The following is a 14,649-nucleotide window of genomic DNA, read 5'->3' on the forward strand; positions in this document are numbered from 1 at the left end:
TTAGGGAGGACTTAAATCAAGATGGCAAACCGAATTTTAGTCGTAGACGACGCTGCATTTATGAGAATGATGATCCGGGACATTTTGTCCAAAAATGGATATGAGGTTGTTGGTGAGGCACAGGATGGCTCACAAGCAATTGAGAAATTTAAAGAGCTTCGTCCGGATCTAATCACAATGGATATTACGATGCCTGAGATGGACGGCATTGCAGCTTTGAAAGAAATCAAGAAGATTGATGCTAACGCTAAAGTAATTATGTGCTCCGCGATGGGTCAACAAGCGATGGTAATCGACGCTATTCAAGCAGGTGCTAAAGACTTTATCGTTAAACCGTTCCAATCTGACCGGGTTATCGAAGCGATCAGCAAGACACTGGGCGTTTAAGAGACATGATGATGGCTCAGGGTGATATTCCAGGAGGAGCTGGCGTGGGAAGTAATTATTATTTACAGCTTGTATGGGTGATTGTTGTCCTGGCCGTCATCCTGGCCCTTATTGTTTATCTGATCCGTTTTCTAAACAAAAGGAATCAGCAAATGTTCCGGCACGGCACAATTCGTACCCTGGGCGGAGTTGGACTGGGGCAAAACAAGTCGTTGCAAATTATGGAAATTGGTGGGTGTGTATATCTGCTTGGTGTAGGTGAAGACATCCAGTTGATAGATAAGGTTTCGGATTTGGAAGAGGCCCAAAGAATCATTGATTCCTTCGAACGAGATGCTGCTGCACAACAAGGAAATCTCTCACCTCTCATTGCCAAGCTCACAAAACGTTTCCGTAAAGAAGAACCGCCGCGGGAAATGGAACTAGAGGACACAACTTCTTTTCACGAAATGTTTGAATCCAAACTTCGGCAGATGCCTAACCGTAAAGAGAAGATGGAAAAGCTCCTGGATAAAGACAATACTACAGATCGGTCGAGGGATTCATGAAGAAAAAGATTTGGTTAGCGTGTTGTTTATTAGGACTTATCAGTCTGGCATCTGTAACGGTTGCCTTTGCCGAACCCATTCCGAATATTGATATTCAGATTGGAAACGGTGATGGAGGGACACCAAGCACGAGTTCACTGTCCATCATTCTGTTAATTACAGTGCTTAGTATTGCTCCAGCAATGCTTGTACTGATGACCAGTTTTACCCGGATTGTAATTGTGCTCGGTTTTATACGTACATCTTTGGGTACACAACAAATGCCACCCAATCAGGTGCTGGTCGGTTTGGCGCTATTTCTGACACTTTTCATTATGTCGCCGACGTTGTCTTCCATAAATCAGGTAGCGCTTCAGCCCTATCTCCAGGGAGAGCTTACGCAAACCGAGGCACTTGAAAAAGCAGCGGATCCCATGAAGAAATTTATGTTTAGTCACACCAGAGAAAAAGATCTTCTGCTGTTTATGAAGTACAATCAGACTGAACAACCAAAGACCTATCAGGATATCCCAATTACTGTTATGGTGCCGGCATATGTAATCAGTGAGTTGAAGACAGCATTCCAAATGGGGTTTATGATTTTTATTCCGTTTCTGGTTATAGACATTGTTGTCGCGAGTACACTCATGGCAATGGGGATGATGATGCTTCCGCCGGTCATGATCTCATTACCTTTCAAAATACTGCTCTTTGTCCTTGTGGACGGGTGGTATCTGGTTGTCAAGTCACTGTTACTGAGTTTTAATACTTGATCCGGAAAGTTAAAGGAGGACGGTCATGACTTCGGAATTTATTATCGGTCTGGCCGGGAAAGCGGTATACACGTCATTGCTGGCCAGCGCACCTATGCTTATACTAGCTCTGGTTGTAGGACTTGCAATCAGTATTTTTCAAGCGACAACTCAAATTCAGGAACAAACATTAGCTTTTGTGCCCAAGATTGTTGCCGTACTTCTGTCAGTACTTTTGTTTGGACCTTGGATCTTAAATATCTTGGTCGATTTCACGTTTAACATTCTCGATAATCTATACAGATACATAGGGTAGGCTTTAGCAGATGGAGACATTGTTGCAAAGTTTCCCTGTCGCTCTGCTTATGTTTTGTCGAATCACATCATTTTTTGTAACTGCGCCAGTTTTTTCGGCTCGAAATGTGCCGGCTTCAGTTAAAATAGGTATCTCTGCATTTGTCACATTATCTGTCTATCTGATTTACGGAATAGACCAGACCGTACCCACAGACCTGAGTTATGTCTTATTGATCATCAGAGAGATTCTAATTGGCCTGCTTTTAGGTTTTGTGGCTTATCTGTTGATGACGGCTGTTCAGACTGCGGGGACCTTTATCGATCTACAGATCGGTTTTGGTATGGCCAATGTATACGATCCAATGACAGGTGCTTCAGCTCCACTTACGGGTAACTTGAAGTATGCATTTGCTATGCTTCTGTTTCTGACAATGAATGGTCACCATTATTTGCTGGATGCGATAGTTTACAGTTACCGGTGGGTACCATTATCTAATGTGTTTTTCCTACGGTTGGCAGATGGAAGTATTGCTGAATTTTTGATTCAGACCTTAGGTCAATCATTTATGCTGGCTTTTCAGATGTCGGCTCCGATTGTAGTTGCGTTGTTTTTGACGGATGTTGGATTGGGTTTTTTGGCCAAAACTGCTCCTCAATTTAATGTATTTGCAGTTGGGTTGCCGCTTAAGTTACTCGTTGGTCTTGCTATTTTGCTTTTGCTGGTTCCCAGTTTCTCCTTTGTATTTAGTCAATTGTTCGAAGCGATATTCAGATCGATGGAAAAATTGCTTGGAACCATTGGACAAAGGCCCGGCTGAGTGAAACGGAGGAAAAGACACGGATGAAACTTCAACTCGACCTCCAGTTGTTTTCAGGGGAGAAGACGGAGAAAGCTACCCCGAAAAAGAGACAGGATACACGAAAAAAAGGACAGGTTGTAAAAAGCGCTGAACTATCTGGCGCATCCATTCTCCTAATCGTGTTTTTGATCATGATGGTATTCAGCAATTTCTATAAAGAACGTATAGTTCGTCTGTTTACAGATATCTTCATCAATCGATTGAGTATGGATATCACCGGAGAGAATGTGATGGCGCTTATGATGCGCTATGGCATTGAAGTTTTGTTATTGATCGCTCCCGTTTTGCTGGGTGCGTTACTGGTTGCTTTAATCGTTAACTACATGCAAGTTGGTTTTCTTCTTGTAGGGGAAGGTTTGAAGCCAAAACTTGAGAAACTGGACCCGATTAAAGGTTTCAAAAATATATTCTCTCTCCGCTCATTAGTGGAATTTGCTAAATCCATTTTGAAAATGTCGCTTATCGGTTATCTCGTTTACAGTACAATTAAAGGCTACCAGTCAGATATTGCTTCACTTTCTCATTTTTCATTGGATGCTATTTTACATTTCGCTGCGTCGATCACTTTAAGTCTTGGTATCAAGATTGCAGTGGCATTAATGATACTTGCGATATTTGATTACATGTATCAGAAGTATGACCATGAGAAGAAGATTCGTATGTCCAAGCAAGACATCAAAGACGAGTACAAGAAAATGGAAGGTGATCCGCTGATCAAAGGTAAAATCCGGGAACGCCAGCGTCGTATGGCTATGCAGCGTATGATGCAGGAAGTGCCAAATGCGGATGTAATCATCACGAACCCGACCCACTTTGCGGTTGCGCTAAAGTATGAAGGTTCCGAGATGGAGGCACCACAGATTATTGCCAAAGGTCAGGATTATGTCGCCTTGCGTATTAAGGAAATAGCCAAAGAAAACGGTGTTATTACGATGGAAAACAAGCCGCTGGCACGGGCATTGTTCCAGAGAGCCGAGATTGGTGACGCTATACCGGCCGATTTGTTTCAAGCGGTAGCTGAAGTGCTGGCTTATGTATATAAACTAAAGGGCAGAACGAAATAAAAGGGGATCGGAGGCCGTACATTCATTGAAGATTAAAGATATAGCTGTCCTTGCGGGTATCATTGGCATTGTGTTGATGATGATTCTTCCGATCCCAACCTGGCTGTTGGACTTGTTGCTGGTCGTCAATATTTCAATTGCACTGATGATACTCCTTGTTGCAATGAACAGCAAAGAAGCGTTGCAGTTTTCTATTTTTCCAGCTTTGCTGTTGATCACTACACTATTCCGACTGGCTCTGAACATTTCGACTACCAAGCTAATTCTTGGTGAAGGGGATGCTGGAGCTGTAGTTGCTACCTTTGGTAGCTGGATTGCTGGAGGACAGATTGCAATTGGATTTATCGTGTTTTTGATCCTCGTTGTCGTTCAGTTTATCGTTATTACAAAGGGGTCTGAGCGCGTAGCTGAAGTTGCTGCCCGATTCACCCTTGATGCGATGCCTGGTAAACAAATGAGTATTGATGCGGATCTGAATGCGGGTCTGATCAACGAGCAACAAGCTCGTGAGCGTCGTTCCAAAATTGAACGTGAAGCCGATTTCTATGGAGCGATGGATGGAGCAAGTAAATTCGTAAAAGGTGACGCAATTGCAAGTATTATCATCCTCCTGATCAATCTCATTGGTGGATTTATAATCGGTATGACTGTGCATGGGATGGCTTTTGCAGATGCAATGTCAACGTACTCTGTACTGACTATCGGAGATGGATTGGTAAGCCAAATCCCTGCTCTGCTTATTTCCACAGCAGCAGGACTTATCGTCACCAGAGCGTCTTCAGAAGGAAACCTGGCAGATGATATTACGGGGCAACTGTTTACATATCCAATACTAATTTATATCGTAGCTTTCGTTATTGCCATGCTCGGTTTCTTCACACCAATTCATGTTATTACTACGCTTCCGTTGGCAGGTGTGTTGGCATATGCCGCGTGGCGTATGCAGAATAATCTGAATTTGAAACAAGTAGCGGAAGAACAGTTGGAAGAAGAACAGCAGATTGAAGAGGTTAGAAGTCCTGAAAGTGTAATTAACCTGCTTCAGGTGGACCCTATTGAGTTTGAATTTGGTTATGGTTTAATCCCGCTTGCTGATAATCAGCAGGGTGGGGACTTATTGGATCGGATCATTATGATTCGGAGGCAGTGTGCTCTTGAACTGGGGTTGGTCGTTCCGGTTATACGGATTCGAGATAATATCCAGCTCAGACCCAATGAGTATGTTATCAAAATCAAGGGTAATGTGGTAGGTGGCGGAGAACTGTTGTTGAATCATTACCTTGCCATGAGTCCTGGCTATGATGAGGAGTCTGTGACAGGTATTGAAACGACGGAGCCTGCTTTTGGGCTTCCAGCACTATGGATAGATGAAGTGACCAAAGACAGAGCCGAACTTGCAGGATATACGGTTGTTGACCCGCCTTCCGTTGTGGCTACACATCTGACGGAACTGATTAAGAAACATGCGCATGAGTTACTTGGAAGACAAGAGACAAAAGCACTTGTGGATAATCTCAGAGAGAACTACTCTGCCCTTGTGGATGAACTGATCCCTTCTCTACTTTCCATTGGTGATGTACAGAAAGTGCTTGCCAAGTTATTGCGTGAGAAAATATCTATTCGAGATATGGTGACCATCTTCGAGACACTGGCTGACTATGGTACGTATACGAAAGATCCTGATGTGCTGACTGAATACGTCAGACAATCCCTCTCACGTCAGATTACTCAGCAGTTCTCACAGAAAGGTGAGACACTTCGAGTGATTACGGTTGGACCTGGTCTTGAGAAGAAAATTGCTGAAAGTGTGCAACAATCGGATCAAGGCAGTTATCTTGCGCTAGACCCCGTATCTACACAAAGTGTATATCAGAAGCTCAGTGAACAAGTGAACCGTTTGATTCAATCAGGTCAACAACCTGTTGTATTAACTTCTCCAACCATTCGGATGTATCTGCGTCAGGTTATTGAACGTACTATGCAGGACATTCCTGTGCTTTCCTACAGCGAGTTGGAGCCGAATGTTGAAATTCAAAGTATCGGGGTGGTGAACTTATGAGAGTAAAACAATACGTTGTTGAGACCATGCCCGAAGCTATGCTTCAAATTCGCAAAGACCTGGGAAGTGATGCCGTTATTCTGTCCACCAAAGAGATTAAGGTGGGCGGTGTGATGGGAATGTTTCGCAAAAAACGGATCGAAGTTGTAGCTGCAGTGGATAAGGAAGAAAACAAGCAAACAACAAAGCCAGTACAAAATCAATTCACACCTGTACCTCGTGCATTTGTACCTGAGGCTTATCGGCAAACAGCTCGTTCGTTTGTTGCGGCTTCTGATGAGTCGGTGGCAACGAATACAGCTGATCAAAGTGTACAGGACCAATCTGCGGCTGCACCGTCTGTGTTTGAATCGCGTAATATCGGTTCAAACATAGACAGCGGCTCAGGTTCTTCGAGCACGGATCATAAACCGCGACCGCAAGGGGCGGATTTTTCGGGTTCAACAACTGGTCCGAAGCCAACAGGTTCAGACCTGCAGCAGGATAAGTTGATGACTGAATTGCAGGATCTTAAACAGATGGTGACCAGGCTTTCAAAGCAAGGTACTTCTGCAGACCCTGTGCCAGAGGAACTGCATACGATCCGAGAACGTTTGACAGAACAAGATGTTTGGCCTGAAGTGTGGGAATCCTGGTTTGATTCAATTCAAGCAAAACGGTCTGAGGATGGATTAAAAGAACAGGGTGTAGAGCAAATAGTGAAGCTTGAGGTTATGCACTTTTTGGAGCAACGTATTGAAGAAGGCATTCTTCCTACCACGCGAATCGTCTATGTAGCTGGACCAACCGGTGTAGGGAAAACTACGACAATTGCAAAATTGGCTGCTGAACAAATGTTCAAAAAACAGCGTAAAGTGGGATTCATTACATCAGATACGTATCGGATCTCGGCGGTAGAACAGCTTAGAACGTATGCATCTATACTGAATGTTCCACTTGAGGTTGTACAATCGCCCGGGGATACACAACGTGCCATTTCTCGATTAGAGAATTGTGATTTGATCTTTATGGATACAGCGGGTAGAAACTACAGAAATGAATTACTTGTTTCAGAACTGCAAAGTTTGCTTGCTCCTGTAGAGAATAGCGAAACCTTTCTGGTCATGAGTATGACTTCCAAAAGTGCTGATATGGTGCAGATCACTGAACATTTCAGTAAATATGGACTGGATAAGGTGATTTTCACCAAAATGGATGAGACTGGGAGCTGCGGTCCGCTATTTAACTTGTTACACCGTTTTCCACTCAAGCTCGCATATGTGGCAAATGGACAAAATGTTCCGGACGATTTGTTGAAACCAGATGCAGATTCGTTGTCCAAACAGTTGCTGGGAGAATGGTCACAATGAAGGATCAGGCAGCTGCACTTCGAAGTATGGTCTCCGCGCCATTGGAAATGGAAGGCATTGAGCGAGATATTCGATCCTCGAAAATCATTACTGTGGCCAGTGGTAAGGGAGGTGTTGGCAAATCCAATTTCACACTGAACTTTGCCTTGGCATTGCAGGCTTTGGGGCAAAAGGTACTTGTATTTGATGCCGATATTGGAATGGCTAATATTGATGTTCTTATGGGTACGTCTTCTTCCTATAATCTTTACCACCTGTTGTACCGACAAAAATCCATAAGGGAAATCATACAACTGGGTGCCAGTGGCTTGCCTTACATTGCTGGAGGATCGGGCATGAAAGAGTTGTTCTCATTGTCTGATCGTGATCTGGAGTTTTTCGCTAGTCAAGTCGAGGATATTGCCCAGGAAATGGATTATGTCATCTTTGACACTGGGGCAGGACTCTCCAGAGAGAATATGAAGTTCATCGGTGCTGCTGATGAATGCCTGATTATAACTACACCTGAACCGACTTCAATAACCGATGCTTATGCTTTAGTCAAAGTTATGCACGGCCAGGAAAATGCTACGCCCTTTCGGATGATCGTTAACCGGGTGGAAGACGAACGAGAAGCGGAACGGGTGGCAGAAAAAATAGCTGGAGTGGCGAGGCGGTTTTTGCAGACGGATATTCCGCTGCTTGGGTATATTTCAGAAGACGCTCAGGTAGTCAAGGCGGTTAAAAGGCAAATGCCCTATAGTCTGGCTTATCCCAATGCCAAAGCCTCTAAAGATATAGAGAAACTTGCTCTTCGTTATCTGGCTGTACCTGCAACTCCGGGATCCGGAACCTTGACAGGAATCAGGGGATTTATGAATAAGTGGCTTAAACGGACAACATGATTTCTGAATAAAGGAAACAGGGGTGACACAACATGGCGGCGTATCAAGTATTGGTTGTCGATGATTCCGCTTTTATGCGTAAGATTGTTACGGATTTGATCCAAGCGGATCCAGAATTCAAGGTTACAGCAACGGCATCAAACGGTAGAGAAGCGATTCAAAAATCACTAGAATTGAAACCCGATATTATTACAATGGACGTTGAGATGCCCGAAATGAATGGGTTGGATGCATTAAAATCAATTATGAAGGAATCTTTCGTTCCTGTGATTATGCTCTCTGGTATCAATGAACAAGGCATGAAAGAAACCATTATGGCGCTTGAAGCTGGGGCATTTGACTTCATTCGCAAACCATCTATTTCACATGACCAGGATATTGCTCAAGTTGGTAAAGCCTTGGTTGAGCGCATGCGAGCTGCGATGAATGAGATTAAAAGAAAAGCTGATCGTGAGTTATCCATGAAAAATAGAGACATGTTGCGAGGAGCAGTTGCTCCCCCAACTCAGCCAGTGCAGAAAGAACTGCCGGCTAGGGATCGAGCGGAGCCTGTGAAAAAAACGATCGAACCTGTCGAGACGATCCAACGCTCTCTTCGAGAGCGGACTGAAGCCTTTCAGGCCAAAGCAAAGAAACCAATTGAACCATTGTCACCTTCAAAACCAGGTCGCGTAGAGAATAAACCAGAGCCTTTGCCAAAGGCTGAGCGTAATTTGGGTACGAAGGCAGAAAAAGCAGTGAGGTCAGCTAATCCAGTACAGACTCCAAAGGAAGTTCGACTACCTAATGCAGCTAGAGTGGCAGCTGATCAAATAGCGGCAACTTCTGCCTCTGCAAAAGCCAAGGATGTAATCAAGCCTAATCCTGTTCCCAAAGGTGGAGGGGGACTGGAAGGACCATTCAACAAACTTGTGGCAATAGGTTGTTCTACGGGTGGACCGAGGGCTCTCAAGACATTGCTCGAGCAGTTGCCTGCTGATTTGCCTGCACCGGTCATTATTGTGCAGCATATGCCGCCCAATTTCACACGTTCTCTGGCTCAACGATTGAATACATTCAGTCCACTGCATGTGGTTGAAGCTGAAGAGGGCATGGTTCTGAAAAAAGGAACCGCCTATATAGCACCCGGCGGATTCCATGTGAAAGTTAACAAAACAGCAGACGGGAAGTTTATCGTGAAGTTGACTGAAGATCAACCAGTGAATGGCCATAGACCTTCAGTGGATACGATGTTTGAGTCACTTCTGCCGTTTACATCTTTACAAAGGCATCTTGTTTTGCTAACGGGAATGGGAAGTGATGGAGCACGTATGATGAAGAGATTATACGAAGCCGGAGTTACATCAACCTTTGCCGAGAATGAAGAAACATGTGTTGTATATGGTATGCCGCGTTCTGCTGTAGAGCTGCAATGCGTTCGTCATCTTCTGCCATTGCAGGAGATTGCTTCTAAACTTGTTCAAGCAGTGAAATAACGGAGTGTAACTCACGGAGGAGGTGCCTCACAATGGACATGAACCAATATTTATCCATGTTTATTGATGAGTCTAATGATCATCTGCAATCGCTTAACGAAAACATGCTTCAACTTGAAGGCAATCCGGAAGACCTGGGCATAGTTCAGGTTATATTCCGCTCTGCTCATACCTTGAAGGGTATGGCAGCAACTATGGGCTTTGAAGATTTGGCATCACTGACACATAAAATGGAAAATGTGTTGGATCTGGTTCGTAATGAGAAGTTGAAAATGCAGGATTACATTTTTGATACCATGTTCAAGAGTCTGGACGCTTTGGAAACTATGGTTCAGGATATTACCGAAGGTGGACAAGGTAAAGCAGATGTATCGTCGATCGTAGCTTCACTTCAAGCCATTGAAAATGGTGAAATGACAAACGGAAATGGACCTGCTACAGAAACAAACAAGCCGGCTAACGCTTCAATCTCTTCGGCTGTGGAGCTGGATGAATTCCAATATTCAGTGCTGGATCAGTCGATCGCCGAAGGTCATCGTGTGTTCTACGTGGATGTGCTTGTTAGCGAGCATAGCCAGTTAAAAGGTGTACGGGCTTATATGGTCTTTGATATGCTGGAACGTTCAGGTGAAGTCGTTAAGGCTTACCCATCCGTTCAGGATATTGAGCAGGAGAAGTTTGAGCGCAGTTTCTCGTTGTATTACATAACAACTAAAGAAGCGCACGAACTGGAAGAAGGCATCATGAGTATCTCTGAAATTGAAAGTGCAAAGCTCATTCAACTGGATCAGGAGACTCTTCAGCAGATGGCCAATCAGGTAGCAGCTACAGTTGAAGCGCCACCCGCACCAACAGCTGTAGCTGAGGTTGCTTCGCCGGATAAGAATTCTGTACCCAAAGAAGAAACCACAACGGCACCAGCTAAAACAGCTGCACCGAAGCAAGCTGCTGCACCTTCACGTACCATTCGTGTGGATATTGAACGTCTCGACGTATTGATGAACCTGTTCAGTGAATTGTTGATTGACCGTTCACGTCTGGAGCAACTGGCCAGTGAAACAGGCAACAATGATTTATCCGATACAGTAGCTCATTTAAGTCGAGTTAGCACAGATTTGCAAAATATTGTACTGAAATTGCGAATGGTTCCGGTAGATACCGTATTTAATCGATTCCCGCGCATGATCCGTGATCTGGCTAAGACACTTGATAAAAAAATCGATCTGGTGATTACAGGTGCTGAGACGGAACTGGATCGTACGGTAATTGATGAGATTGGTGATCCGCTTGTGCATTTACTGCGTAACGCGGTTGACCATGGTGTGGAATCCATTGCAGAGCGTGTAGCTGCAGGTAAACCAGAGATGGGTACAGTAAACCTGCGTGCCTTCCACAGTGGAAATCACGTATTTATCGAAATTGAAGATGATGGTAAAGGTATCTATCGCGACAAGCTTTTGAAAACCGCGATCAAACGTGGTGTTGTAACCGAAGAACAAGGTGCCAAAATGAGTGATGATGAAGTGAATCAGCTGTTGTTCGCACCTGGTTTTAGTACTGCTGATATTATCTCGGATATCTCTGGCCGGGGTGTTGGCTTGGATGTAGTAAAATCGAAGATCACTTCGCTTGGCGGTAATGTAACGATTCATTCAACTCCAGGCAAAGGCACGAACTTCTCTGTTCAGCTTCCGTTGACACTATCCATTATTGCTGCAATGCTTGTACGACTTGGTTCTGAGAAATATGCTGTTCCGTTGTCTTCCATTGTAGAGACGGCCATTGTACAGCGTGAGCAAGTTCGTAATATTCACGGCAATAAAATGATCACGTTCCGTGAGTCACTTATTCCGTACTTGTCTTTGAGCGAAGTATTCTCTGTACCGGATTTCAATGACGCTGATGAGCAAGAAACAGAAATTGTCGTGATTCGCAAAGGCGACCGTCTTGCAGCCGTAGCTGTTGAAGAATTTATTGGACAAAGTGAGATTGTTCTCAAATCAATGGGAACCTATCTTCCTGCTATTGAAGGAATCTCTGGAGCAACCATTCTCGGAGATGGGCAAGTAGCCCTGATTCTTGATCCTAATGCATTTATTAAATAAGCATAGAGCTAAGTCTTACATTTAATAGGGAGGTTTTTTACATGGAAGAAGAGTTGAAAGTCATCGTCTTTAAATTGGGTTCCGAAGAGTATGGTATTGAGGTAGACAAGGTTCAGACGATTGAGCGCATGATGCCAATTACCCGTGTTCCCAAGACACTTTCCTTTGTAAAAGGAGTTATTAATCTACGCGGTGTTGTAATTCCGGTCATTGATCTACGCGGTCGTTTCTCCCTTCCGGAAACGGAATACACGGATCAGACTCGTATTGTTATCGTAGGTGTAGACGACATGCAAGTTGGCTTTATCGTAGATTCTGCCAATGATGTTATTGATATCAAGAGCAGTGCGATCGATAGCCCACCAGAAGTGGTTGGCGGCGTCAAAGCGAGATACCTGCGAGGTGTTGCTAAATTGGAAGATTCACGCTTGTTGATCATGCTCAACCTAAACGAAGTATTAAATAAAAGCGAGATTGTACAGCTGGAAAGTGTTGAGGGCTAGTACCGTGGAGATGTTCAACCGATTTGAGGTATTCCAGATGGATGTGCTCAAAGAGGTCGGTAACATTGGAGCAGGCAACGCCGCAACGGCGTTGTCTCAACTCCTCAACAGACCGATTGACATGGGTGTACCTACAGTACAAATGCTCCCTTTTGAAGAAGTTGCCGAAAAAGTGGGCGGAGATGAACGCATCGTGGTTACCGTGTTTCTTCGTGTAGAAGGCGAGGCACCGGGAAATCTTTTCTTTATGATGACACCAGAGGCTGCTAAAATGTTGTTAAATAGACTTGCCGGGTTTGATCTGAAAGAAGGACTTGATTTTACAGATATGGAACAATCAGCGCTTTCCGAGATTGGAAATATTTTGGCTGGATCCTATCTTTCTTCTCTGGCAGATTTCACGAAGTTGTCTATGTATCCAACTGTCCCTGGACTTGCCATCGACATGGCAGGTGCCATTCTAAGTTATGGCTTGCTGCAATTTGGCGAGATGGGTGACGCTGCATTGTTGATTGACACATCTTTCTTTGAAGGTGAAGATCAAGTTGAGGGTCAGTTTTTCCTCATTCCGGATCCACCATCCTTTGCAAAGATATTTGAATCGCTAGGGGTGCCACTGAGCTATGATTGAGGACAAAAGCGTCGTTAAAGTCGGTATGGCGGATTTAAACATCGCTCATCTTCCTGGTGTAATCCGTACGACTGGCTTGGGTTCGTGTGTGGGATTAACAATGTATGACCCACATTTGAAGCTGGCTGGAATGGCGCATGTCATGCTTCCTACTTCAGAGATCGCCCGTGAAGGGAAACTGAACACTGCGAAATATGCGGACACGGCGTTGCCTGAGCTTTTGGAAAAGATGATTAAACTAGGCGCTTCTCGCTCACGTATTGTGTCTAAAATGGCCGGAGGCTCTCAGATGTTTGCCTTTGCTGGCGCTGGAGATACAATGCGTATTGGACCAAGGAATGCAGATTCTTGTCGAGAGTGGCTTCAAAAACTCAATATCCCTCTTCTAGCAGAAGATACGGGTGGGAATTATGGACGAACGATTGAGATGGATTGTGAAACTGGACTTTTGACTATTCGAAGCGTACAAATGGGTGTAAAGGAACTATAAGACTATGATAGGAAACTACCGCATTAATCTTGGAGCAGGCATCGTTGGGTTTATTCTTACTTTTTTTGTAGCATACAGCAGCAATGTGCTGACGACCAGTTTAATTCGCGGATTGATCGGATTCGTAGCCTGGTTTGTCCTTGCATATGGTTTACGCTGGGGATTGGGATTGCTGCTGAACCCTCAGATCGAGGGAAATGGGTATGGTTATGATTCACCAAGTGCTCGAGATCAAAGAGGTTCACAGGTGGACATTAAAATCGAAGACGATGGACAAGAGCTGAATGATTTGCTCAAGAGTGGACAGAACGCTTCATCTGGGGACGATCTTCCGCCATCTGAGACGAAAGCTCCAACGGGATTCGCCCCTTTGGATCCGCCTAAACTTGTCCGGACCAAGGATCCGGAGGAATTGGCGCAGGCCGTTCGTCACCTGACAGACAAACAAGGAGGGTGAAAGTAATTGAACGAGCGTAAAGCTTCACATTTGAACCATTCAGATCTGTGGGAAAAGTGGAAAGAACATGGAGATCTTGAAGCCAAGAAAACGTTGATTGAAAAGTATCTTCATATTGTAAATTATGTATCCGGTCGACTGGCTGTTGGTTTACCCAAAAATGTTCCCAAGGATGACTTGGAGAGCAATGGCGTTATGGGGTTAATTGATGCATTGGAGAAGTTCGACTATGAACGTGGTCTGCAATTTGAAACTTATGCATCATGGAGGGTCCGCGGAGCCATTCTTGACGGTCTGCGTCAAGGTGATTGGGTTCCGCGTTCTGTGCGTGAGAAGGCCAAGCGAATTGAAGACGCCTACCAACAGCTGGAACAAAGTTACCTCAGGTCTGTTAGTGATGAGGAAATGAGCGAGTACTTGGACGTATCCACTAAAGACTTTCAACATATGCTTCAGGAAGTGGCAGTCATGTCACTTTGCTCGTTGGAGGACCCAATTCGTGAGGAAGAGTCTGAGACTCGTCTGTCTTTGATGGTGGATGAGAAAGCCAAAAATCCGGATTATAAAGTGAATGAGTTTTATTTGAAGGAAGCTTTGGTGCAAGGGCTTGACAAGTTGACGGTAAAAGAGAGAACGGTTGTTTCACTCTTGTATTACGAAGATCTTTCTCTTAGTGAAATTGCTGAGGTTATGTCTCTTTCTCCGTCTCGTATATCCCAGTTACATTCCAAGGCAATATTACGATTACGCGGCACGTTGGACAAACAGAAAGATTTGTTGATGCGTAAAGATTAATAGAGAGAAGTAAT

General features: G+C 44.4%; 16 protein-coding genes. All 16 read left to right on the forward strand.

Annotated features, from left to right (window positions below; translation table 11 throughout):
* Positions 1 to 21 precede the first annotated feature (21 nt).
* From MHI52_RS11570 to MHI52_RS11645, 16 genes are read left to right on the forward strand one after another with little or no spacing between them, the layout of a single operon-like run.
* Positions 22 to 387, forward strand: a complete 366-nt coding sequence (locus tag MHI52_RS11570; protein WP_017689175.1) for a response regulator — start codon at positions 22 to 24, stop codon at positions 385 to 387.
* Positions 388 to 398: 11 nt separating this feature from the next.
* Positions 399 to 935 (forward strand): flagellar biosynthetic protein FliO, encoded by a 537-nt coding sequence (locus tag MHI52_RS11575; protein ID WP_100529395.1) that lies wholly within the window; start codon positions 399 to 401, stop codon positions 933 to 935.
* Entirely contained in the window at positions 932 to 1,687 is a 756-nt protein-coding gene (gene fliP, locus MHI52_RS11580; protein ID WP_036609355.1) for a flagellar type III secretion system pore protein FliP, read from the forward strand. Before MHI52_RS11575 ends, fliP begins: the two co-directional genes overlap by 4 nt.
* Before the next feature lie 25 nt (positions 1,688 to 1,712).
* Entirely contained in the window at positions 1,713 to 1,982 is a 270-nt protein-coding gene (gene fliQ / locus MHI52_RS11585; RefSeq protein WP_017689172.1) for a flagellar biosynthesis protein FliQ, read from the forward strand.
* Between the two features lie 10 nt (positions 1,983 to 1,992).
* On the forward strand, positions 1,993 to 2,781 hold the full coding sequence (fliR, locus tag MHI52_RS11590; protein ID WP_036609353.1) for a flagellar biosynthetic protein FliR: 789 nt from the start codon (positions 1,993 to 1,995) through the stop codon (positions 2,779 to 2,781).
* A 23-nt stretch (positions 2,782 to 2,804) separates the two neighbouring features.
* Positions 2,805 to 3,887 (forward strand): flagellar biosynthesis protein FlhB, encoded by a 1,083-nt coding sequence (gene flhB / locus MHI52_RS11595; protein WP_174806417.1) that lies wholly within the window; start codon positions 2,805 to 2,807, stop codon positions 3,885 to 3,887.
* Positions 3,888 to 3,912: 25 nt separating this feature from the next.
* On the forward strand, positions 3,913 to 5,946 hold the full coding sequence (gene flhA, locus MHI52_RS11600; protein ID WP_036670372.1) for a flagellar biosynthesis protein FlhA: 2,034 nt from the start codon (positions 3,913 to 3,915) through the stop codon (positions 5,944 to 5,946).
* Complete coding sequence (gene flhF, locus MHI52_RS11605; protein ID WP_047842488.1) at positions 5,943 to 7,295, forward strand: flagellar biosynthesis protein FlhF; 1,353 nt, start codon at positions 5,943 to 5,945, stop codon at positions 7,293 to 7,295. The genes flhA and flhF overlap by 4 nt, the downstream gene beginning before the upstream one ends.
* On the forward strand, positions 7,292 to 8,179 hold the full coding sequence (locus MHI52_RS11610; RefSeq protein ID WP_127543761.1) for a MinD/ParA family protein: 888 nt from the start codon (positions 7,292 to 7,294) through the stop codon (positions 8,177 to 8,179). Before flhF ends, MHI52_RS11610 begins: the two co-directional genes overlap by 4 nt.
* Positions 8,180 to 8,211: 32 nt before the next feature.
* Positions 8,212 to 9,654, forward strand: coding sequence for a chemotaxis-specific protein-glutamate methyltransferase CheB (gene cheB / locus MHI52_RS11615; protein WP_047842490.1), 1,443 nt, complete (start codon positions 8,212 to 8,214; stop codon positions 9,652 to 9,654).
* A gap of 32 nt (positions 9,655 to 9,686) precedes the next feature.
* Positions 9,687 to 11,759 (forward strand): chemotaxis protein CheA, encoded by a 2,073-nt coding sequence (locus MHI52_RS11620; RefSeq protein WP_036609342.1) that lies wholly within the window; start codon positions 9,687 to 9,689, stop codon positions 11,757 to 11,759.
* A gap of 41 nt (positions 11,760 to 11,800) precedes the next feature.
* A complete protein-coding gene (locus tag MHI52_RS11625; protein ID WP_036609340.1) occupies positions 11,801 to 12,262 on the forward strand; it encodes a chemotaxis protein CheW in 462 nt (153 codons plus the stop codon).
* 10 nt (positions 12,263 to 12,272) lie between these two features.
* Positions 12,273 to 12,893 (forward strand): chemotaxis protein CheC, encoded by a 621-nt coding sequence (locus MHI52_RS11630; RefSeq protein ID WP_100529443.1) that lies wholly within the window; start codon positions 12,273 to 12,275, stop codon positions 12,891 to 12,893.
* A complete protein-coding gene (locus MHI52_RS11635; protein WP_091031874.1) occupies positions 12,886 to 13,383 on the forward strand; it encodes a chemotaxis protein CheD in 498 nt (165 codons plus the stop codon). The genes MHI52_RS11630 and MHI52_RS11635 overlap by 8 nt, the downstream gene beginning before the upstream one ends.
* A 4-nt stretch (positions 13,384 to 13,387) precedes the next feature.
* Positions 13,388 to 13,840: a hypothetical protein gene (locus MHI52_RS11640; protein ID WP_405159045.1), complete on the forward strand. Its 453-nt coding sequence runs from the start codon at positions 13,388 to 13,390 to the stop codon at positions 13,838 to 13,840.
* Between the two features lie 6 nt (positions 13,841 to 13,846).
* Positions 13,847 to 14,635, forward strand: coding sequence for a FliA/WhiG family RNA polymerase sigma factor (locus MHI52_RS11645; RefSeq protein ID WP_017689160.1), 789 nt, complete (start codon positions 13,847 to 13,849; stop codon positions 14,633 to 14,635).
* Positions 14,636 to 14,649 lie beyond the last annotated feature (14 nt).

The organism is Paenibacillus sp. FSL H8-0283 (genome assembly GCF_045040675.1).
In the GTDB taxonomy this organism is placed as follows: Bacteria; Bacillota; Bacilli; order Paenibacillales; family Paenibacillaceae; genus Paenibacillus; species Paenibacillus amylolyticus.